We start from the raw sequence: 19,335 nt of genomic DNA on the forward strand, positions 1-19,335 counted from the left end.
AGTGAATGCCCCGCTGATGTAGAGGTTATTTCCTATAGCGCTCGAACCAGGCTAATGTATGCTCTATTTTGGTAATCATCCGCGAGGGGCGCCCAGCAATACCGTGGGCAGAGCCGGGTACACGGATCAGTACGGTATCTACTTTTTGCAGTTTTAACGCTTGATAGAACTGCTCGGACTCCGATATGGGCGTGCGGCGGTCCTGCTCTCCTGTCATGATCATCGCCGGTGTGGTGACGTTGCCGACTAACGACAGCGGTGAACGTTGCCAGTAGTGGCTGAGGTTGTCCCACGGCATGCCCGGAAACTGGTTGCGAATTTGCCCTAAATAACTGTCGGCGGTAAGCACTTTACTGACCCAGTTGATCACCGGCTTGGTGATTGCCGCAGCATTAAAACGGTCGCTTAAACCAATGGCGTAGGCAGCAGCAATGCCGCCGGCAGAGCCACCAGCGATAAAGAGATTGTTTTTATCAATAAAGCCTTTAGCGATTAATGCGTCAACGGCGGAATTATGATCGGCAAAGTCCTCTTTTGAGGAATACTTACCATCAAGTAACAAGGCAAAGTCTTTGCCGTAGCTGGTGGAGCCGCGATAATTCATATAGACCACCACATAGCCAGCGGCCGCATAGCGCTGTAATTCGGCGCTAAAGCTGGGGCCATAAGCTAGGTGTGGGCCGCCATGAATTTCCACCAACAGTGGGTATTGCTTGGTCGCATCAAAATCAGGAGGGGTGATATACCAGCCATGAATAGGTTCACCATCAAACTGCGACTCAACCGTTAACTCATGCACTTGCCCTAAGGTTTTATGGCCGAGCAGGTCCTCATTGAGCGCCGTTAGCGTGCGTTGCTTGTTGCGGTGAAAATACCCTAAATCAGCGGGGCGCTCAGCACTGCCCTGAGTAAAAGCGAGGGCACCATTGTTTGCCATGGAAAATTCACCACTGACATAAGGGCGACCTATGGATGTGCCTGCGACTGAGCTGACGCGTTCAGTGATGTTTCCTGCGCGGGTTAGGGTGGCAAGCTTACGTTGGCCGCGATCGTCGTACTGAATGACAAAATCCCCTTTGCCCGCCCATTGATAATGGCCGACAGCGCGATCCAGTGCTGAAGTCAGTGACTTGACGGCCCCGGATTTGAGGTTTAACAAGTTGAGCTCGGTATTAACGTAAGGAACAGCGGCGTTACCTCGGGATAGAAAGGCTAGCTGCTGAGCATCATGACTGAATTGGGGGTGGGTCTCACGGCCGGGCAAATCGGTGAGCTGTGTCGTACTATAGGTACCAATATCCACGCCATACAGGTCAAGCTCAGTGGTGCGATACTCCCAATCAGGGTGCTTATCTGATGCATACACAACTTGTGTCGCATCTGGGCTCCAAGCCAATGGCCCATAATGTTGATAATCGCCTTGTGTTAATTGCCGTGGTGCGCCGCCCTCGGCTGGAAGCACAAACACATGACGAAAGCTGGGCGTTAAAAAGCCTTGGCCATCGGCTTGGTAGCGCGCTTTGTCAATAACCGTAACTGGTTCAGACCAGTCGGCGCCTTTGGGTTTTTTCGGTAACTTCACTGACTTTACAAAATCGGAAGGGCCTTGTGGCACCGTCATGGTAAAGGCCAGCTGTGTGCCGTCAGGAGACCACGTGAGGTCGCGCACTGGTTTTGGCAATTGTGATAATAACGCCGTTTTATCTTGCGCTAGCCAGTGCATATGCACTTGCAAAGAGCCACTGCGGTTACTGGTAAAGGCGATGCGTGTGCCATCGGGAGACCAGCGTGGCTGAGCGTAGCTATATTGATCTGCAAACAGCGGAGTATGCTCATCAGTGCTTAGGCTATAGAGCCACAGGCTCTGCTTATTATTATCCTTCATAATGTCGTAGCCACGACGGACATACACAATGTGCTCGCCATCGGGGCTGATTTGCGGGTCGCTGGCATACTCGAGGGCAAAAATATCCTCAGAGCTGAAGGTCTTGTTGTCGGCCTGGGCGGGCAACGATGCGCCGCCAAGCAGCGCAGCTGTAAGTATCAAAGGGGTTAGCGCTCTCATAAGTAAGTACTTTTTTCAACCAGAAAATATCATCCTAGGTGGGCGGGTTAATGCTGGCAACTGCAATGCGATTAACGGCGAGTATGAGTAAGTTGCGGATATGAGGTACTTTTTCAATATGCTTGTGGGGTATTAGATTAAATGGTTAGATTAGGCCCTACTTGGGCGAGTGCTCGCCCTAGTTTGCTTAGTCTTAAAAGGAGTTTATATGGATAGTCAAGGCGTACATGATTATTTGCTCACTAAGCCATTGAGCTCAGTGGGGCAGCCCTTTGGCCCTGGGGTCGACGTCTATAAGGTAAAAGATAAAATGTTTGCCACCCTAGCGCTTGGAAAAATGGGGAAAGAGGACAAAGACAATCGCCATTGGCGCGTAAATTTAAAGTGTGGCCCTGATGAAGCCCAGGCTCTGCGCGATATTTTCACTGCGGTCATCCCTGGTTATCATATGAATAAAAAGCTATGGAATACAGTGATACTGGATGGCTCCATTCCAGCGGGTGAAATCCAAAGAATGATAGATAATTCCTACACGTTGGTGGTGAGTAACATGCCCAAGAAAGAGCGTGAACAGATTTTGTCGTTACTTTAGTGCCCGCTTATTTACCGGCCTTGCTCTGATAACGCTCGAGTAATAGGCGCATAATATCGCGCCAAGTCACAATCCCCACCGGCTGGCGCTGTTCATTAACGATAGGCACACAGGTAATAATATGCTCGTTAAATAACTTCACCACATCAATAAGTTGCGCATGTACTGGTAAGCAAACAGGGGAATGAGTCATAATTTGGCTAACGCGTTTATTGAGAGTGGCTAAGTCGGCTTTGGATGCCGAGGCCTTACCAACATTCGGGCTTAATGCCTTAAAAATATCGCGATCAGAGACGACCCCAACTAATAACGATTGCTCTACCACCAACACATGGTGAAATTGCGTGCGTTTGAAAATATCGTTGACAACGCGCAGGGTGTCATCGGGTGAACAAGTAACCACTGGCGTGCTCATTAAGTTACTTAACTTCATAGGCGCTGGTTCCCATACAGAAACGGTTAAAGTGACTGCTGATACACTGTTTTTATTATGAGATTTAACAGTCTTATACGTGGCCAAAAGCCTGTAAGACTGCATTAAGTGTAGTAAATATAAGTTTATAAAGCTTCTTTGCTGACTAAACAATAACAGAGTCATTAGTACACACTAAACTTTTGAATTTTATACAAGGCACTTTGGATGGCAATTTCAAAAACGTTAAAGCATAAGACCCAAAAACTCGTAGACTCGAAGCATATGCTTAAAGGCATCACTTTCGCTTCTTTTTTAGAGTCGACCATTGTGCCTATTCCTTTAGAAGCGGTGATGGTGCCATTGATGCAAGCACGACGAGATAAACTATGGTTAATCGCGCTGATGGCTACTTTGGGCTGTATAGTCGGTGCCTTATTTGGTTATGCCATCGGTTATTTTTTGTTTGACCTGGTCGGTCAGTGGGTCATTGATACGTTCTCTAGCCCTGAGCAATTTGAGCAAGTCAAACAACAGATGCAAGCACAAGGATTCTGGTTTGTGCTCACGTTAGGTATTGCGCCTATTCCTTTCCAAATAGCGATGCTGGCTGCGGGAGCGACCAAGTACTCCCTATTAATGTTCGTTTTAGCCAGTGCAATAGCGCGCTCAATTCGCTATTTTGGCTTGGCGGCGGTGGTATATTTTGCTGGTAATCATGCCGAGCGGGTGATCAGAAAACACAAAACAAAGGCCATTGCTGGCCTCTCTATTGCGGTGCTTTTATTGTGGTGGGCAGCAAACGCGCTTAAAGGCTAGTGTGCTCAAGCAGTGAATCAATGGTTTTGGCCGCTGCAATGGCTTGTTCATCGCCGCCGACATTAGCCATAACAGAAAACCCTACAGGCAGACCCTGAACATCAGCTAAAGGCAGAGTAATGTGGAGCGTACCTGCCACGGCAGCGAGCGTGCTGGCGCCACCGAGATAATGATCGCCATTAATTTTATCAATCTTCCATGCCGGAGAGTTGGTGGGGCTGATAATGGCATCGAGCTGATTTGCTGTGAACCAATGTTGCAGTGCTTTACGCGCAGTGAGGCGATACTGCTGTGATGCCTCCAAGTAATCATCGCGTTGGGCTTGTAAATCGATGGCATTTGCTTGACGTAACAGCTCTTGACCGAAGTAGGGCATGGTGCGATCTTGGTGCTGTTCATTAAAGGCGATCAGCTGGCTTAGCGTTTTCACCTTTACCTGCGCTGGCGTGGCGGCCAGATAGGCGTTCACATCGCGTTTGAATTCATACAATAACACTTGGAACTCTTGGCGGTACATACTATCCAGATCAGCTTGAGGCAGTTCGATAAGTTTAATGCCATGGCGCTCTAATTGCTTGAGCTGCTTTTTAAACACAGCCTGGGTCTCGGCGGTAAAGTGGCTGTAATCAACATAGCCAAGTGTTAATTCCTTTGCCTTACTGGGCTTTACCTCTGTGTAATTGATGGTGCGAAAGGCGTGGTGATTTGGGTCTTGGGCGTCGGGTGCAGCGATGACCTGAGTCGCTAATAACACATCCGCTAGCGAATTAGCCATTACTCCAACGGTATCCTGACTTTCAGCTAACGGCACCACACCCACGCGGGAGACTTGACCATAGCTAGGTTTGAGCGCATAAACACCATTTGTCGCAGCAGGACAGACAATCGAGCCGTCGGTTTCAGTGGCTAACGCGAGGAGCGCGAAGCCCAGTTTTACCGCCACGGCTGAGCCAGAACTGGAGCCGCATGGGCTACGGGTTGCATCAACGGCATTAGCCGTTTGTCCACCTAGGGTACTCCAACCAGATGAAGAGCTGTTGGAGCGAAAGTTCGCCCACTCGCTAAGATTGGCTTTACCGAGGATAATCGCTCCGGCGCTGCGTAGCTGAGAAATGACTTGGGCATCGGCGCTGCTGACATTCTGCGCTAAGGCCAAGGCCCCAGCTGTAGTGGTCATGTTAGCAACGGCTATATTGTCTTTCACCAGTACCGCCATACCATGAAGTGGTCCTTGCCATTGACCTTCACGAGCCAAGTTATCAAGGCGCTGCGCATCGTGTAGGGCGTTATTGTTAATGGCCATCACCGCACGATAGTTATCATTTAGCGCGTTAATACGTGTTAAATAGTGTTGGGTAAGCTTAGTGGCAGAGCTCTGTTCACTATGGAGTTGTTGCTGAAGGTGCGACACTGTTTCGGTCTTTTGCGCATTGGCGCTGAAGGCCATACACAAGAGCAATGCTGATATCGTAAGCCGGGTGTGGTTCACGAGCGTATCCTTGTTGTTATTATGTGCCTTTAGATTAGCGGCCTTCGTTGTCTGCGGTCAACTGCAATAGGTTGAGTGAAGCGCTTGCCAACATCGGTGTCATTTGCGTTACTATGGCTTCTTTCATAACCCACGGACGATAGCTATGAGCCAATATTTACACCAAGCCTTTCAAGACCTTCGTATCCGTAAAAATGACGTCACGAACGACCAAAACAAACACCGTTCGCAAGGTAATAGTGCGCATTTGCAGGCACTGGAAGAAAAAATCGATTCCCTATATTTAATGAATTTAGCCGCGTTGGAGTTGTTGCAAGATATGGGAGTCAGCCGCAGCGATATTTTACGAAAGATAGAGGAAATCGACCTACGTGATGGCAAACTCGATGGTAAAGTTGCATCGTCGAGTCACTGCAAAGACTGTGGCCACAAGGTGAGCCCTCGTCGCCGTCATTGCTTTTATTGCGGCGCTAATATCGCTCAGCTGCAATTTTAGCTCCCTCCTTAGTTGCAGCACTAAAGTTAAGCCTAGGGTCAGTGATCAGTCGCTAGGTTATAAGCTCGAATAGAGCAAAGGGGCAAACAGTGCGATTACTAACAGGGTTGTTACTGACGTTATCACTTGCGGCGTGTAGCGAACCACAAACACGCTATTACGCAAGTTATGCAGATGCACACAGAGCACAACTATTTGAGCAGGGGGAGCTACCTGAGGTATTGCCGTTATCGGCCAAGGCATTTCAAGTTAACACCCATGCCGATAGAAAACGGGCGACGGGACGCTTTAAAATTGCGCCAGCGGATATCAATACCTTTGCCAGCCGGTTACAGCAAAGCCCATACCCAGGCTACGAATTTGTGTATTATCATGGCGAACAGGTGTGGTTGTTTAATTTACATAAAGACGGCAAGGTGGAGTACCGCTCACATTCAAAGTGAGGCAATACCCCGTTGCTTTAGACTACTAATTCAGCCTGAATGTGGCGTATTAAATTATTGACCCAATTGACATACTGGCGATGGATTTTCTTGCCATCGTATCTCAAATTGACAGAGTCAACATACTCTACCGAAAACTGGCTCGGGGTATAATTAATATCAACCGTCAACTGATGAGTGCGAATATTGAGCACCGCAGCAACGACCCCTTCGCTTTTAGCTGCACACTGCCAGCCGAGCTGTAGGCATGCTTTGATAATGGCTTTTTCAATATCCTTATCACTGTGGTTTTGGCTCTGAGCCATAGGGATGGCATTATAAGGAAAGTCTCGCACTGGCACTGTGGTTTTGCAGGCACTCAGGGTGAATAAGGCCACCAAGGCAATGACAAGGGTGTGACGCATTTACTGATCTCCGTGTAAAAGCGTTATTGTCTCTTAAAAGTTATTATTACTCAAACCCTTGTATGTCGGTTTGTGTTAGCCAGTAGAAGCCGTGGTGGTGTCGCTATGATGGGTTTCAACCAAGCAGTTACGGCCACGGCTTTTTGCCTCGTAAAGGCCTTTATCCGCTTCAATCAGCATCTTTTTAATATCAAAATGGCCACTTTCTCGGCAAGTGACGCCGATGCTAATGCTCAGCGGCAGGCGCTGATGGTGCCAATAAAATGAGCCCTCGGCAATGGCCTTACGTAAGCGATCGCCCACTTTGAGCGCCGTGCGTTGATGGGTATTGGCTAAAATCACAGCGAATTCCTCTCCGCCAATACGCGCAGCTAAATCATCTTCTCTGAGTTGCTCGCGAATGCGCTGACTCACCCATTGCAACGCAGCGTCTCCGCCATCGTGACCAAACTGATCATTGACCTTCTTAAAGTAATCCAAATCTATCATCATGACTGCAAGTGGCTGCTGCTTAGCAATACACAGCGCGAGTCGTTTTTCGCCTTCATAGAAAAACGCACGACGATTGTACAAGTTTGTGAGTGGGTCGAAATTAGCTAAGTTAGTGAGTTTAGCTTCTGAGCGTATGAAAAAAAGCATCGGAAACACCAGTGCCGTGCACGTGGTCAGTAGTAAGTGAACAGCAAGAACTAACTGTTTGGTCCAAGGTGGTAATGATTGCTCCCAGTGCAACAAATTGGTAAGCAACAGGCCCGTTTGAACCAACATTACCAGCGCATGCAAGGTGACGAGAACAAGCAAAGTGGCGGCATATATATTGCCTTTGGTTGTTGTTCTAATAGCCGCTGCAGCGGCAAAGAATAGTGTGGCAATAGCCATAGAGGTGTACATCTGCCCCCACAGTGGTTGGTGGTGCAACAACGCCAGTAACAACGCACTGAAACCCAGAATAAAATAGATAAACAACGGGTTATGGTGTTTTGAAGAGCTGTACCAGAGTATACCTCTTAGCACCAGCAATGGCGCTGTTATCATCAATAGTTGGGCGCTGTAATGGGTCAGTACCGGTAAGTCGATAAACACACGCAGAGTCGCGCTTATTTCAGCTAAACTAAATACCAGACAAGATAATCCCCAATACAAAAAGCTTCGTTGCGCACGTTGGTAAAACACCAACAACAAAAAGACGCCAATAAAGGCGTTGAGTAAAGTCGATACCACTATCAATGTTGGTAGATGTAACATGGCACTCGGGATGTTGGGGAGACACTTGAAGTTTAGTTCACCTACTTGGCGTCGCAACCCGCGCCATGGGGAGTTTCTCAGTAAAGATAATTAAAATATCGTTAATTAAGCGTAAATATGGTGGTTTTGACGAATGCGGTGAACTGGCTTAATCTCCACCTGACTGAAACTAAAGGAATTAATATTTGGCACTGATTTTGCTTAGGTAAGCAAAACGACAACAGGAGTGTGAACATGAGTGTTCCTTTAAAGGACAGGCCGTTAGCGCAAGTAAAAGAAGAGATCATCGATCAGCTAATTTTAAATTACAGTCATGGTGAAATTTCAGCGCAGGCGTTTGAACGTCGCCTTGATCAAGCCTATGACTGCAGCTGCCAAGAGCAACTAGCAACATTAGTAGCTGATCTGCCGCTGCACAGCGACCCACGCTACAACAGCGAGAAGGCGGCACGTATGCGCACTCCTTTCACGCAAAGTAGCGAACAGGTTAATGGTGAGAAAATTACCGCCATATTAAGCTCGGACCAACGCAGCGGTGAATGGGTTGTCCCTAAAGAAATTCATCTAAACAACTATTTGGGAAGCATTGAATTAGACTTTACCAACGCTATCTTTTCTCACCCTGAAGTACACATTTACGTTAATTGTATTTTGGGCAGTGATGAAATTGTGGTGCCAGAGAGTGTAGATGTGCAAACTCAGACCACCAATATCATGGGGTCACTGGTTAATAAGCGGGTCTCACTTGGGCCGCGATACGAAGATAAACAGCGACCGCGCATTATTATCCATGGGCGTATTATTCTCGGGAGTGTGGAAGTCAGTATTAAGCGAACGATGAAAGAGAAATTAAAGGCCTTTGCCTTTGATTTACGTGATTTATTTGATGGCCGAGAGCAGGGTAAAAGCCGTAACCGATATGATGGCTAGAATGTCGGGGCTTGTTCATAGCAAGCCCCGTAAACTGATTAGTCCTGAGAGTACTTTTCTAGTTTGTTGTAAAGTGTTTTCACACTAACACCTAGTTGTTCAGCGGTGTCCGTTTTGTTGCCGGCGTTCTCTTCCAAGTTTTTCAAAATTGCCGCTTTTTCCAACTCTTCCAAGGAAACTCCAGTAGGAATATCGACGCTGTTGCTGTCGCTTTTACTTACTGATTCACCCAATGAAAGGTGCTCAGCTTTGATTACGTCATCGGCCAAGATCATCGCTCGTTCAATGGTGTGTTTTAGCTCCCGTACGTTGCCTGGCCAGTTATAAGCAGCAATGCGGCTAAGTGCATCGGTAGCGATACGTTTGTGGCTCAATTCTTGGGCATTACGGTAGGCAAGGAAGTGCTCAGCGAGGCCGGTGATGTCATTGCCTCGATCGCGCAGTGGTGGCACCCGAATAGGGAAGTGCGCTAAGCGGAAGTATAAATCCTCACGGAAAATGCCATCATCAATGGCTTGTTGCGGGTTACGGTTGGTTGCACAAACAATACGCACATCAGCATGTTTCACTTGTTGACTGCCTACGGCGCGATACTCTCCGCTTTCGAGCACGCGCAGTAACTTAACTTGTTGCTCTAATGGCATCTCTGTTACTTCGTCTAAAAACAGCGTACCGCCTTTGGCTTGATCGAAGACCCCTTGGTGGTCGCGGTGTGCACCTGTAAATGCGCCTTTCACATGACCAAATAACTCGCTATCAATGAGCTCTGGGGAAAGCGCACCACAGTTTATCGCAACAAAAGGTGCTTGTGGCTTATCGCCAGCAATATGAACGGTGTTGGCAACGAGTTCTTTACCTACGCCACTTTCGCCAATAATCATCACGTTAGCATCAGTGCGTGCGACCTTACGAATAGTGCGATACAACTTGTGCATAGATTTTGAAGAGCCGACTAATAAACCAAATTGGTCAAGGTCGCTGGACTCAACGGCTTTACTTGATTGACCAGCTTCACCAAACAGTTCGTAGCTGTCTTGCAGGGTTTCGCTAATTAGCTCTAAATCATATGGAGCGCGATAATGGAACCCAGCACCATCGCGCATCAACTTATCAAGATACGGGTTTGGCTTGCCTTTGCTTAAAAACAAAAACTCAACATGCGACAGAGCGTCAGTTTCGCACAATGTAGTATAATTCTGTTCAGTGAACTCTTCGATTTCGACTAGTGCAATGTCACAACCTGAATGGGCAACTTGCGCTTCCCACGGCTCAAACTCGTTTGCGTAGACCAGCTGAAATTTCTTTAATACGTCTAGCTTTGCCAGCTTCGAGACCAGCTCGGGATCGCTGAGTTGTACAAACATTTTAACCTGGCGCATGTGCGACTCTCCTTCAAAGAGTTGTAAAAATAACAAGTCAGCGGGTAGATGTTACTCGGGTTCAGCGAGAAGATCCTTCTAACCTTCTGAATTATAATAAAATAAATAATGGTATATGAATTGCAAGTGAACTAAGTACATCAGCGACCATAGGAGTATAAATATGGTTCATCTTGACCAATCACAAGCAAAACGTGATAAAAAAATTGCCAAAGACATCACAAAGCTGAACCGAGATGCGGCGACGTTTTATAAGCAAGCAGCTGAGCAGGTCAGTGACTACAACGTCAGGCATGTCTTCATTAATATGGCAAAAATACGGGAACAAGCCCAGTTATCTGTCTACGATGTGGATGAAAATCCCGATCACAGCAGTATAGAAAATACTTGGCTGGGTACAGCGATCGCTTGGTACGCGCAAGCTAAGAGCCACTTTTCTAACAGGCCTGAGCAGTCAATGATAATCGATCTCATTGAGTTCGAGAAGAAGTTATTGGCGAAAATAAAAAAAGCAGTCAGTGAAGCTCGCGACCCGGCACTCAAAGGCGCTTTAGCGAGTATTACTGCCGATATTCAGATGTGTATCGACCAACTCAGTGCATGTAAACCAGCGAATACTCGCAGCCACGCAACGCAGTGAGTACAATAACGGTCATAGCAATGTATAACAACCCATACTATGGCCATGTCGAAAACATTTGTGATAGGTTTACCGCGCAGCGGCACAACCAGCGTGTGTGCTGCTGCACTCGATTTAGGTCTTCGCACCGCCCACACAGCTTATACTAAAGCGTGTTTTGAGCGTGCGGAGCTCGTTGCCGACACACCCTGCTTTAGCCACTACCCGGAGCTGGCTGAGCGCTTCCCTGAGGCAAAATTTGTGCTCTTGCAGCGTCAACCAGAGCGTTGGCTGGAGTCTATCCAACGCTTATTGCCGCGAATGAGTACCAATTTATTGAGCGATACAGGGGGGTTTAGTCCGCTTCTTAAAGCAAGTTACCATCGTGTATTTTCGCCTTTGAATGAACAAAGCCTAGTTGATGGTAAGCACCTTGAATATTGCTATAAGCGGCATCAGCAAAAGGTATCGACGTATTTTGCTCAGCAAGCGCACCGTTTACTGACAATTGATATCAGTGAGCCCCATAGTTTTCAGCAATTTTGCCAGTTTGTTGGAGCCAATAGCACGAGCAAGCAATTTGCGCACCTTAACCAGCATAATAAGGTGATGGCTTGGCGCGACTTAAAGCACCCCCTGAAAGTACCCTCCACGCGCGACGGCAAGGTCGATAACCTTGAGGCGTGGCTTAGGGGTGAAGCGGTATGAGTGCGTGCAAATTTGGTATAGAATGCCGGCCATTGTTTGTATATTCATCATATTGACCATGTTCGAACTCAAATACCACACGCCAGCACAATGGACTGACGCTGTACTGGCCGATTTTGACACATTTTTACAAGACCATGCTGGCGCTGAGAAAAAAGCCTCGGGCATGGCGTTGTCGATGCTGTCTCACTACCCAGATAAACGCAAGCTCGTTAAAGCGATGACTGATTTAGCGCTCGAAGAGATGATTCATTTTAAACAAGTGGTTAAGTTGCTAAGCGAGCGCGATGTGAACCTAGGGGATGATAAAAAAGACCCTTATGTGAATCAGCTGCGAGGCATGTTTCGCCATGGAAAAGACGTGTTTATGATGGACCGGCTGCTGGTCGCGGCTGTGATTGAAGCTCGAGGCCATGAGCGCTTCGCGCTAATAGCTGAAGCGTTGCCACCTGGTAAAGACAAAGAATTTTATGTCGCGATTGCAAAATCAGAAGAAAAACATAAAAACTTATTTGTTGAGCTTGCTTATGAGTATTTCGACAAGGCTGAAGTCGATGCGCGGTTAGCCCAAGTGATTGAGCGCGAGGCACAAATTTGCGCCTCTTTACCATTTCGTGCAGCCTTGCACTAATAACTTAAATTCGACTAGCGTGAGCTAGTCGAATTGCTTCTCGAGGGTACGTAACTTAACCCCTAGCCAACATAAAATAAGGCCAAACACAAAGGCATACAGAGCGACTAGCCAAAGCATGGCAATAATACCTTGTCCGGGGTTGAAAATAAGGTAGCCACCAAATAACACCGACAATACACCACTGATTAATATAAGCGTGGTGCCCTGTAAATGTTTAGCTAATTTCACTGCCGCAACGATTTCTGTAACACCGATAGCGACTGCCCAAAAGGCGATGAGGTAGAGCATCACGTAGGCCGTTAATTGTGGCATGATCAAGGTGATAATAGCCGCAACAATCCCCAAAAGGCCGGCTATTAAGGTGACAAACCAATAGCCGTTCTGGCCTTTTTGTTTTAACGCCAGCCAGACTCTTAAACCGCCATCGAGTAAAAAGAAAGCCGCAAAAATAAAAATTAACACGTTGATAGTTAATTGCGGTGATAACCAAGCGATGGCCGCAAATATGATTGCGACTAAGCCTTGCAGTATGAAAATGGGCCATTGTCCGGGTAGTGACTTTGCGATACTCATCATCCCTCCTCGCGATAACAACACAGTCCAAGAGATTGCGTCTGTGCTACTTATCGATGCAGCCTGCAAACAGGCTAAGTGGTTAAATTGATAGTGCCAATTGCTTAGTCAATCTAGCAAGTGCCTGCTTTGAAGGCAATTTATATCGACCCACGTGCGCAAGTTTGGCGCTTATGGCTATGCTTTATAGAGTGCGAGAACAGATGGATAATGTGATGAACGCTTGGCGTAGTTTCAAATGTGGGCTTTTGGCCCTTGCCCTTGTTTTACCTTACTCGCTTGAAGCCAAAGTTACGGTGAAAGAAATTTTAAACAATGAGCAACAACAGGCAAAGGATAACAGTGAGCACGCTGAGCAGTCTACGTTACCAGACGATGAGGTTGCTACTAACGAGCACCTAATAATCGATGAGTTTAATCGACAAACGCCGCGTAGTGCTATGCAGGGATATTTGCATGCGGCCCACCAACGTGACTTTGAGCGTGCGGCGCATTATTTGGACTTTCGCAATTTATCGCCGCAAGCTCAGGCGATGAATCATGCTGAGCTCGCGCACACCCTCTATTTGGTGCTTAATCGCACTTTATGGGTAGATACGCAGGCGCTGAGTAATCACCCTACAGGCAGTCGTAATGAGCCTGTGCCTAGTTATCGTGACCTAGTGGGAGAGATAGACACCTCACGAGGAGCGGTGCAAATTTTATTGCAGCGTGTGCCCGGTGACACCCCGGGTAACTACCTATGGAAAGTGTCCAATGCGACCGTAAACCAAGTGCCATTTTTACGCCAAGAGTTTGGTTACTCTCAAGCGGGTGAGTGGCTGTACCGCCACCTACCTCATGGGGCATTTTTAGGGGTTGAGTTGTGGCAATGGGTTTACTACAGCCTGAACCTGCTCGCATTTTTACTGATTGCTTATCTAAGTACGCGCATTTTTCTGTATTTGCTGTTGCGTGCTAAAGCAGACGTGAGCCAGCCAGCAAAAGCGTTAGTAACCGGGCCATTATGTTTTTTACTGGGGATTGTGTTGGCCCGCACTTTCTCCTCGGAGGCTAATTCCACCCTGGCCACCCGGGCTATATTCGAAGGCGCAACTTTGTTAATTCTGGCGTGGACGTGGTTTTTGCTTAAAGTCGTTGATGTTATTCGTTTGCGTCTAACGTTACGCTTGCAACGCAACAACAATACTCAGGCCGAATTTTTACTGCGCCCTGCAGGGAATGTCGTGAAGATTCTGCTGGCTCTTATTGCCTTACTAGTCTGGTTTGAGAATTTAGGTTTTAGTGCCACAACACTGATTGCCGGGCTTGGAATTGGGGGCTTGGCGCTGGCCTTAGCAGCACAAAAGTCGGTAGAAAACATTATCGGTGCGATTACCTTGTATGCTTCTGCGCCGGTCAAAGTTGGTCAGGTATGTCGTGTTGGTCGCTATTTTGGTGTTGTTGAGGAGATAGGCTTGCGTGCGACGAGAGTTCGCACTTTGGAACGCAGCGTTATACATATAGCAAATGCCAAGTTTGTCGATATGGAAATTGAGAATATATCTGAGCGTGAGTGCATAGCCTATAGACCCGATATTGTGCTTGAGCGCTCAACTCAACACCAGGTGTTAGCGCAGTTATTAGAGCAGATCCGCGAGATACTTGAGCAGCACCAAGATATTGCCGACCAACCGTGTCGAGTACGACTCAGCGGCTTTGTGCCCAGAGGCATAAAAATAGATGTGTTAAGTTATGCACAAACCACAGACTTTGACTATTATCTGCACATAGTTGAATCGTTAAACCTACAAATTATCGAGTGCTTGAACCAGCTAGGAATCGCATTAGCTGCGCCTGAACCATTGAGTTTTGCAAAACTATAATGCACGCAGAGCGAGATATAGCAAATGTGTCTAGGTACGCAAGAGTGATTTTTCGCTTAAAAGGACAAATGTCCTTAATTGCATCTAAAATCGGTTAAAAAAATCAAACCTGTATCTAAAAGTAGATAAATGTTGCAAATTAATGAATTTTTACTGAACTAATTTCAGATTTCAGTGCTATAATTCTCGCCCGTAATGTTCAGCCTTATTTTTGCTCTTACACTCTCAAATTTAAGGTCCGCGCTCGAGGATGCGCGCAAAATTGAACATTGTGCCAGGTGAAACGGCGCTACATATCTACCGTTGAACAAAAGAGTGTACAAAAGGCTAAAACCAACATGAAAGCAATGAAACGTACCACGCTTGCAACATTAATTAACGCAGCGTTGTTCTCAGCCGCTGCCGGCTCTTCATTCTCTTCAATCGCTGCTGAACAACAAGGTCCTGCAGCAAAAGACAATTCTCTCGAAGTTATTCAAATTACCGCACGTAAGCGTGTAGAAAACGCTCAGGAAGTGCCTGTTGCGGTATCTGCACTGCAAGGTGATGGCTTAGAAGCCTATAGCTCTGCGGGCATGGACATTCGTTTTATGAATGCGAAAATCCCAAGCCTATCTATTGAATCTTCGTTTGGTCGTTCATTTCCACGCTTTTATGTTCGTGGTCTAGGTAATACAGACTTCGATTTGAATGCTTCACAACCCGTTTCGCTTGTTGTTGATGAAGTTGTACAAGAAAACGCTATTTTAAAAGGCTTCCCGGTATTTGACGTTGCCCGCGTTGAAGTGCTTCGTGGTCCACAAGGTACATTGTTTGGCCGTAACACCCCAGCTGGCTTGGTGAAGTTCGATACGGTTAAACCGAGTCAAGAATTTGAAGGCTATGGCTCAGTCTCATACGGTAGCCGTGGTGCCGTAGACTTTGAAGGGGCTGTCGGTGGTGGGTTAACCGACCGCCTATCAACGCGTGTCTCTTTGCTATGGCAAGAAAAAGACGACTACATTGATAACCGCGCGCCAGGTTTTGAGCAAGAAGATGTGCTTGGTGGCTACAGTGAAAAAGCAGCTCGTGTACAATTCTTGTACGAAGGCGACGACTTCACCGGCTTATTCAACTACCACGTACGCGACATTGATGGTACGCCTATCGCCTTTCGCGCCAATGCTATTAAACGCGGTAGCAACGATTTAGTCGACAACTTTGAGCATGACGTGGTTTACCACGATGCTGCATCGCGTGCGACGCAACAGGTTGAGTCGCAAGGTGCAAGCCTAAAGCTTGAGTGGGACGTTAATGATTTTTACACCCTGACTTCTATTTCTGCATGGGAAAGCGCAGAAATTTATTCGCGTGCCGACATTGACGGTGGTTACGGTGCTGCGTTCTTACCGGACATGGGTCCGGGTGTTATTCCATTCCCATCAGAAAGTGCCGATGGCATCCCAGATCAAGACCAATACACGCAAGAGCTTCGTCTATCGAGTAACTTTGCCGGTGACTTCAATTACCAAGTGGGTGTTTTCTACTTTGATGAAGCATTAACCATTGAAAACTTCAGCTATGACACCTATGGTGCGCAGCCTGGTATATTAAATGGTTATGTGATTCAACAGCAGGATACCGAAGCATGGGCGGTATTCGGTTCAGCGGATTACACCCTGACTGATGATTTGAAAGTCACGGTCGGCCTGCGTTACTCAGACGATGAAAAAGAATTCTCAGCGAATCGTACTCAAAGCCCTGTGGGCGGCGGTGCATTGCTCCTTACTGAGAACCCAAGTGATGACCACGTGAGCTGGGATATTTCAACCAATTACAAAGTGAGCGATGACATCAACTGGTACGCTCGGGTAGCAAATAGTTTCCGCGCTCCAAGTATCCAAGGTCGTATCTTATTTGGTAACGAAGTGACGATTGCAGAGTCTGAAACCGTGACCTCTTTCGAAACCGGTATTAAGTCGGATATTCTTGATGGCCGTGGTCGTGTCAATGCAGCCGTGTTCTATTACACCATGGACGACCAGCAGCTCACAGCGGTTGGCGGCGGTGCTAACTTTAACCGTTTAGTGAATGCCGATGAAACCACCGGTTATGGCTTTGAAGTTGATACCCAGTGGGTATTAACCGACAACCTTAATGCGACGTTTAACCTCAGTTACAACAACACTGAGCTGAAAGACGACACCCTAGCGGTTGATGTCTGTGCACAGTGCATCGTTACCAACCCTGTCAACAACAGTGGCCAGGCAATTCTTGACGGTAACAGCCTACCGCATGCGCCTGAGTGGATCTCAAACCTAACGCTCAGCTACATCAGACCTATGGGCGAGGGTGATTTCTTCACTTACGCCGATGTTTCTTACCGTAGTGAAATCAATTACTTCCTATACGAGTCTGTTGAGTTTGAAGGCAAACCGCTAACGGAAGTAGGCCTACGTGCTGGTTATACTTGGTACCAGGGTGATAACGAGTATGAAGTATCAGCTTTCGTACGCAACATGTTTGATGAGCAGCAAGCTATCGGTGCTATCGACTTCAACAACAACACCGCAATGGTGAATGAAGAGCGCTACATCGGTGCTGAATTTAAAGTGAGCTTCTTCTAAGCGAGAATCATTTTAAGCTTTATTGAAACCCGCCAATTGGCGGGTTTTTTCGTTTATATTGGTGTCTTGAGCTGGTAAAGTTTGCGCTAAGCCCTAAGGGGAGTGTTTATAGAGAGAGTAACTATGTCTGGATTTTGGAACTACCGCGTTATTTTGGCTGAGGAAGCCGGAAAAGAGCCGCTTTATCAGATTCATGAAGTGGAATATACCAGTAATGGTAAAGTGACCAATTGGTCAGAGACCGGCGCTGCGCCCTTCGGACACGACATAGAAGAGCTAAAAGCGGATGCGGAGCGCTTAAAAAGTGCCTTTGCGAAACCGGCTTTGAAAGTCGTTCGTCAAGCCAGAGGTTATGAACTGGTAGAAATAGAAAGTGGCGAACCGGCTTCAGCAGAGCCACCTGCAGGAGTACAGAAATAAGCATCTAGCGGCCCATTTTACTCGCCCTTGCTGATACATTTCATAGCGGTCGGGGCGGGAACATGATAGCTGATGAAGTAACACAAGAGAGTACCCACATGATCACCACCGTATTATTTGATTTCGACGGCACTTTGGTTGATTCCGAATCACTGCACTTTCAGTGTTGGAATGACATCTTAGCACCTTATGGTATTGCCTATGATGAGGTGGAGTTCTGCCAGCGTTACAGCGGTCGTCCAACCTTGGCATCCGCGAAAGAGGTGGTCACACAGCATAATTTGGCTATCAGTGCAGAGGCATTGGCGCAGCAAAAAAATGACCAGTTTGCCAAAGTGGCTGCCACCTCTTTACCACGGCTAATGCCCTACGCGCTGGAAATCTTGCAACATTGTCGTGAGGATGGCTTTAAGATAGGGCTTGTGACCGGCAGTACGCGTGATGAGGTGATGCCAATATTGCACGGTTACGAATTGGCAGAGTACTTTGCCTGTGTGGTCACCAAGGACGATGTTAGTGAGCCAAAACCGGCGCCGCAGCCCTACCTTTTAGGCCTGTCTTTATTAGGTGCGAATGCGCAGCAAAGCCTCGCCATTGAAGACACCCATACCGGCTCTATGTCGGCAAAAAGTGCTGGTCTGCGCGTTGCTGTGGTGCCCAATACACACACTCTTACCCAAGATTTTAGCCACGCGGATGGGCGCTTTGCTAACCTGGCGGATTTATATCAACAGTTGCTACAAATCCGTAAATAGCCACTACACTAAATAGTAAGCGAACAGCATAAGGATATGGTCATGCGCTTACTCTTCACATTAATCCTTTTAGCCAGCCCCGTATTGTGGGCGACGACACCGCCGTTGGAGTTGGCGAAACAGCTCACTGATAAACACCAAGTAGAGCGCTACCTTGCGTCGGAAAAGTACGACGGGATCCGAGCGACTTGGATAAACGGCGAGTTGCGCAGTCGTGGTGGTTTACTTATCAATACACCCGCTAATTTTACCGCAAACTGGCCATTGATGCGCCTTGATGGTGAGCTCTGGGCGGGACGAGGGCGCTTCAATCATGTCAGTAACACCGTATTAGACAATCAACCCAATGCCCAGCATTGGCAGGATATTCGCTTTATGGTGTTTGATGCACCGAGCGATAAACCTTTTTTCAAGCGCTACAGTGACTACACACATGCGATAGCTCACTGCGACTGCAATAACTTAGAGGCGATTAAACAACATCGCTTTAATACCCGTGCACAATTATCGCAGTGGTTTAATGAGTTAGTTAGCCAAGGCGCGGAAGGGGTGATATTGCACCGCCGTGATGCGCGTTTTAATCCTGGGCGCAGTGATAATGTTTTAAAACTGAAACCTTACATGGATAGCGAAGCTAAAGTCATTGGTTATCAGCAAGGACGGGGTAAATATCAAGGTATGCTTGGTGCTCTGATAGTCGTTGATAAGCGCGGTAAGCAGTTCAAAATTGGCACTGGGTTTAGCGACGCCGAGCGGGCAAATCCTCCCGCTATCGGCAGTACTATAACGTTTAAATACCATGGCTATACAAAAAATGGCGTGCCACGTTTTGCCAGCTATTTGAGACAAAGAAAACCGCTTAATTAACGCGCTCTATCAGC

At 47.3% G+C, this 19,335-nt stretch carries 20 protein-coding genes; 13 read left to right on the forward strand and 7 right to left on the reverse strand.

The window, feature by feature from the left end:
* Window positions 1–25: 25 nt before the first annotated feature.
* Window positions 26–2,065: a S9 family peptidase gene (locus tag W04_RS06510; protein WP_053910251.1), complete on the reverse strand. Its 2,040-nt coding sequence runs from the start codon at window positions 2,063–2,065 to the stop codon at window positions 26–28.
* 208 nt (window positions 2,066–2,273) lie between these two features.
* Between W04_RS06510 and W04_RS06515 the strand changes: the two genes are divergently transcribed.
* Complete coding sequence (locus W04_RS06515; protein WP_053910252.1) at window positions 2,274–2,657, forward strand: MmcQ/YjbR family DNA-binding protein; 384 nt, start codon at window positions 2,274–2,276, stop codon at window positions 2,655–2,657.
* 7 nt (window positions 2,658–2,664) lie between these two features.
* Here W04_RS06515 and W04_RS06520 read toward each other — a convergent pair whose 3' ends face one another.
* Complete coding sequence (locus W04_RS06520; protein ID WP_045978239.1) at window positions 2,665–3,090, reverse strand: CBS domain-containing protein; 426 nt, start codon at window positions 3,088–3,090, stop codon at window positions 2,665–2,667.
* A gap of 207 nt (window positions 3,091–3,297) precedes the next feature.
* Here W04_RS06520 and W04_RS06525 point away from each other — a divergent pair, with 207 nt between their 5' ends.
* Entirely contained in the window at window positions 3,298–3,888 is a 591-nt protein-coding gene (locus tag W04_RS06525) for a YqaA family protein (RefSeq protein WP_022945313.1), read from the forward strand.
* Here the strand turns inward: W04_RS06525 and W04_RS06530 are convergent.
* The gene (locus W04_RS06530) at window positions 3,878–5,377 is read right to left on the reverse strand and encodes an amidase family protein (RefSeq protein WP_157576325.1); all 1,500 of its coding nucleotides are present in this window, start codon (window positions 5,375–5,377) and stop codon (window positions 3,878–3,880) included. The two genes, W04_RS06525 and W04_RS06530, sit on opposite strands and share 11 nt — an antisense overlap.
* A gap of 145 nt (window positions 5,378–5,522) precedes the next feature.
* Between W04_RS06530 and W04_RS06535 the strand changes: the two genes are divergently transcribed.
* Window positions 5,523–5,873 carry a hypothetical protein gene (locus tag W04_RS06535; RefSeq protein WP_053910254.1) on the forward strand — a complete coding sequence of 117 codons (351 nt, stop codon included), beginning with the start codon at window positions 5,523–5,525 and terminating at the stop codon, window positions 5,871–5,873.
* 89 nt (window positions 5,874–5,962) lie between these two features.
* On the forward strand, window positions 5,963–6,316 hold the full coding sequence (locus W04_RS06540; protein WP_022945309.1) for a hypothetical protein: 354 nt from the start codon (window positions 5,963–5,965) through the stop codon (window positions 6,314–6,316).
* Between the two features lie 17 nt (window positions 6,317–6,333).
* Here the strand turns inward: W04_RS06540 and W04_RS06545 are convergent, their stop codons facing one another.
* Both W04_RS06545 and W04_RS06550 read right to left on the reverse strand, forming a co-directional pair.
* Entirely contained in the window at window positions 6,334–6,720 is a 387-nt protein-coding gene (locus W04_RS06545) for a hypothetical protein (protein ID WP_045978237.1), read from the reverse strand.
* Between the two features lie 75 nt (window positions 6,721–6,795).
* Complete coding sequence (locus W04_RS06550; RefSeq protein ID WP_053910255.1) at window positions 6,796–7,965, reverse strand: GGDEF domain-containing protein; 1,170 nt, start codon at window positions 7,963–7,965, stop codon at window positions 6,796–6,798.
* A gap of 234 nt (window positions 7,966–8,199) precedes the next feature.
* On the opposite strand from W04_RS06550, the gene W04_RS06555 reads away from it, so the two are divergent.
* Window positions 8,200–8,895 carry a LiaF domain-containing protein gene (locus tag W04_RS06555; protein WP_053910256.1) on the forward strand — a complete coding sequence of 232 codons (696 nt, stop codon included), beginning with the start codon at window positions 8,200–8,202 and terminating at the stop codon, window positions 8,893–8,895.
* Between the two features lie 38 nt (window positions 8,896–8,933).
* On the opposite strand, the gene W04_RS06560 is transcribed toward W04_RS06555, so the two are convergent.
* Entirely contained in the window at window positions 8,934–10,274 is a 1,341-nt protein-coding gene (locus W04_RS06560) for a sigma-54-dependent Fis family transcriptional regulator (protein ID WP_053910257.1), read from the reverse strand.
* 163 nt (window positions 10,275–10,437) lie between these two features.
* Here W04_RS06560 and W04_RS06565 point away from each other — a divergent pair, with 163 nt between their 5' ends.
* From W04_RS06565 to W04_RS06575, 3 genes are read left to right on the forward strand one after another with little or no spacing between them, the layout of a single operon-like run.
* Window positions 10,438–10,914 (forward strand): DUF2383 domain-containing protein, encoded by a 477-nt coding sequence (locus tag W04_RS06565; protein WP_053910258.1) that lies wholly within the window; start codon window positions 10,438–10,440, stop codon window positions 10,912–10,914.
* Window positions 10,915–10,959: 45 nt separating this feature from the next.
* Window positions 10,960–11,601 (forward strand): sulfotransferase family protein, encoded by a 642-nt coding sequence (locus tag W04_RS06570; RefSeq protein ID WP_157576329.1) that lies wholly within the window; start codon window positions 10,960–10,962, stop codon window positions 11,599–11,601.
* A gap of 58 nt (window positions 11,602–11,659) precedes the next feature.
* A complete protein-coding gene (locus W04_RS06575) occupies window positions 11,660–12,232 on the forward strand; it encodes a tRNA-(ms[2]io[6]A)-hydroxylase (protein WP_053910374.1) in 573 nt (190 codons plus the stop codon).
* 24 nt (window positions 12,233–12,256) lie between these two features.
* Here W04_RS06575 and W04_RS06580 read toward each other — a convergent pair whose 3' ends face one another.
* Window positions 12,257–12,808, reverse strand: coding sequence for an HdeD family acid-resistance protein (locus W04_RS06580; protein WP_053910260.1), 552 nt, complete (start codon window positions 12,806–12,808; stop codon window positions 12,257–12,259).
* 215 nt (window positions 12,809–13,023) lie between these two features.
* On the opposite strand from W04_RS06580, the gene W04_RS06585 reads away from it, so the two are divergent.
* From W04_RS06585 to W04_RS06605, 5 genes are all read left to right on the forward strand, one after another.
* Window positions 13,024–14,673, forward strand: a complete 1,650-nt coding sequence (locus W04_RS06585; RefSeq protein WP_053910375.1) for a mechanosensitive ion channel family protein — start codon at window positions 13,024–13,026, stop codon at window positions 14,671–14,673.
* A 338-nt stretch (window positions 14,674–15,011) separates the two neighbouring features.
* Entirely contained in the window at window positions 15,012–17,279 is a 2,268-nt protein-coding gene (locus W04_RS06590; protein ID WP_053910261.1) for a TonB-dependent receptor, read from the forward strand.
* A gap of 123 nt (window positions 17,280–17,402) precedes the next feature.
* A complete protein-coding gene (locus W04_RS06595; RefSeq protein WP_053910262.1) occupies window positions 17,403–17,699 on the forward strand; it encodes a hypothetical protein in 297 nt (98 codons plus the stop codon).
* A 62-nt stretch (window positions 17,700–17,761) separates the two neighbouring features.
* Window positions 17,762–18,454, forward strand: a complete 693-nt coding sequence (locus tag W04_RS06600) for an HAD family phosphatase (RefSeq protein ID WP_231658059.1) — start codon at window positions 17,762–17,764, stop codon at window positions 18,452–18,454.
* 42 nt (window positions 18,455–18,496) lie between these two features.
* The gene (locus W04_RS06605; RefSeq protein WP_231658061.1) at window positions 18,497–19,321 is read left to right on the forward strand and encodes a DNA ligase; all 825 of its coding nucleotides are present in this window, start codon (window positions 18,497–18,499) and stop codon (window positions 19,319–19,321) included.
* Window positions 19,322–19,335: the final 14 nt, after the last annotated feature.

Origin of the sequence: Pseudoalteromonas sp. SW0106-04, assembly GCF_001293805.1 — a bacterium.
Classification (GTDB): Bacteria; Pseudomonadota; Gammaproteobacteria; order Enterobacterales; family Alteromonadaceae; genus Pseudoalteromonas; species Pseudoalteromonas ruthenica.

Coding starts and splice junctions, on each gene's coding strand:
- W04_RS06510 (WP_053910251.1), bottom strand. CDS start 2,065: ATGAGAGCGCTAACCCCTTTGATACTTACAGCTGCGCTGCTTGGCGGC.
- W04_RS06515 (WP_053910252.1), top strand. CDS start 2,274: ATGGATAGTCAAGGCGTACATGATTATTTGCTCACTAAGCCATTGAGC.
- W04_RS06520 (WP_045978239.1), bottom strand. CDS start 3,090: ATGAAGTTAAGTAACTTAATGAGCACGCCAGTGGTTACTTGTTCACCC.
- W04_RS06525 (WP_022945313.1), top strand. CDS start 3,298: ATGGCAATTTCAAAAACGTTAAAGCATAAGACCCAAAAACTCGTAGAC.
- W04_RS06535 (WP_053910254.1), top strand. CDS start 5,523: ATGAGCCAATATTTACACCAAGCCTTTCAAGACCTTCGTATCCGTAAA.
- W04_RS06545 (WP_045978237.1), bottom strand. CDS start 6,720: ATGCGTCACACCCTTGTCATTGCCTTGGTGGCCTTATTCACCCTGAGT.
- W04_RS06550 (WP_053910255.1), bottom strand. CDS start 7,965: ATGTTACATCTACCAACATTGATAGTGGTATCGACTTTACTCAACGCC.
- W04_RS06555 (WP_053910256.1), top strand. CDS start 8,200: ATGAGTGTTCCTTTAAAGGACAGGCCGTTAGCGCAAGTAAAAGAAGAG.
- W04_RS06560 (WP_053910257.1), bottom strand. CDS start 10,274: ATGCGCCAGGTTAAAATGTTTGTACAACTCAGCGATCCCGAGCTGGTC.
- W04_RS06565 (WP_053910258.1), top strand. CDS start 10,438: ATGGTTCATCTTGACCAATCACAAGCAAAACGTGATAAAAAAATTGCC.
- W04_RS06570 (WP_157576329.1), top strand. CDS start 10,960: ATGTCGAAAACATTTGTGATAGGTTTACCGCGCAGCGGCACAACCAGC.
- W04_RS06575 (WP_053910374.1), top strand. CDS start 11,660: ATGTTCGAACTCAAATACCACACGCCAGCACAATGGACTGACGCTGTA.
- W04_RS06580 (WP_053910260.1), bottom strand. CDS start 12,808: ATGAGTATCGCAAAGTCACTACCCGGACAATGGCCCATTTTCATACTG.
- W04_RS06585 (WP_053910375.1), top strand. CDS start 13,024: ATGAACGCTTGGCGTAGTTTCAAATGTGGGCTTTTGGCCCTTGCCCTT.
- W04_RS06590 (WP_053910261.1), top strand. CDS start 15,012: ATGAAAGCAATGAAACGTACCACGCTTGCAACATTAATTAACGCAGCG.
- W04_RS06595 (WP_053910262.1), top strand. CDS start 17,403: ATGTCTGGATTTTGGAACTACCGCGTTATTTTGGCTGAGGAAGCCGGA.
- W04_RS06600 (WP_231658059.1), top strand. CDS start 17,762: ATGATAGCTGATGAAGTAACACAAGAGAGTACCCACATGATCACCACC.
- W04_RS06605 (WP_231658061.1), top strand. CDS start 18,497: ATGCGCTTACTCTTCACATTAATCCTTTTAGCCAGCCCCGTATTGTGG.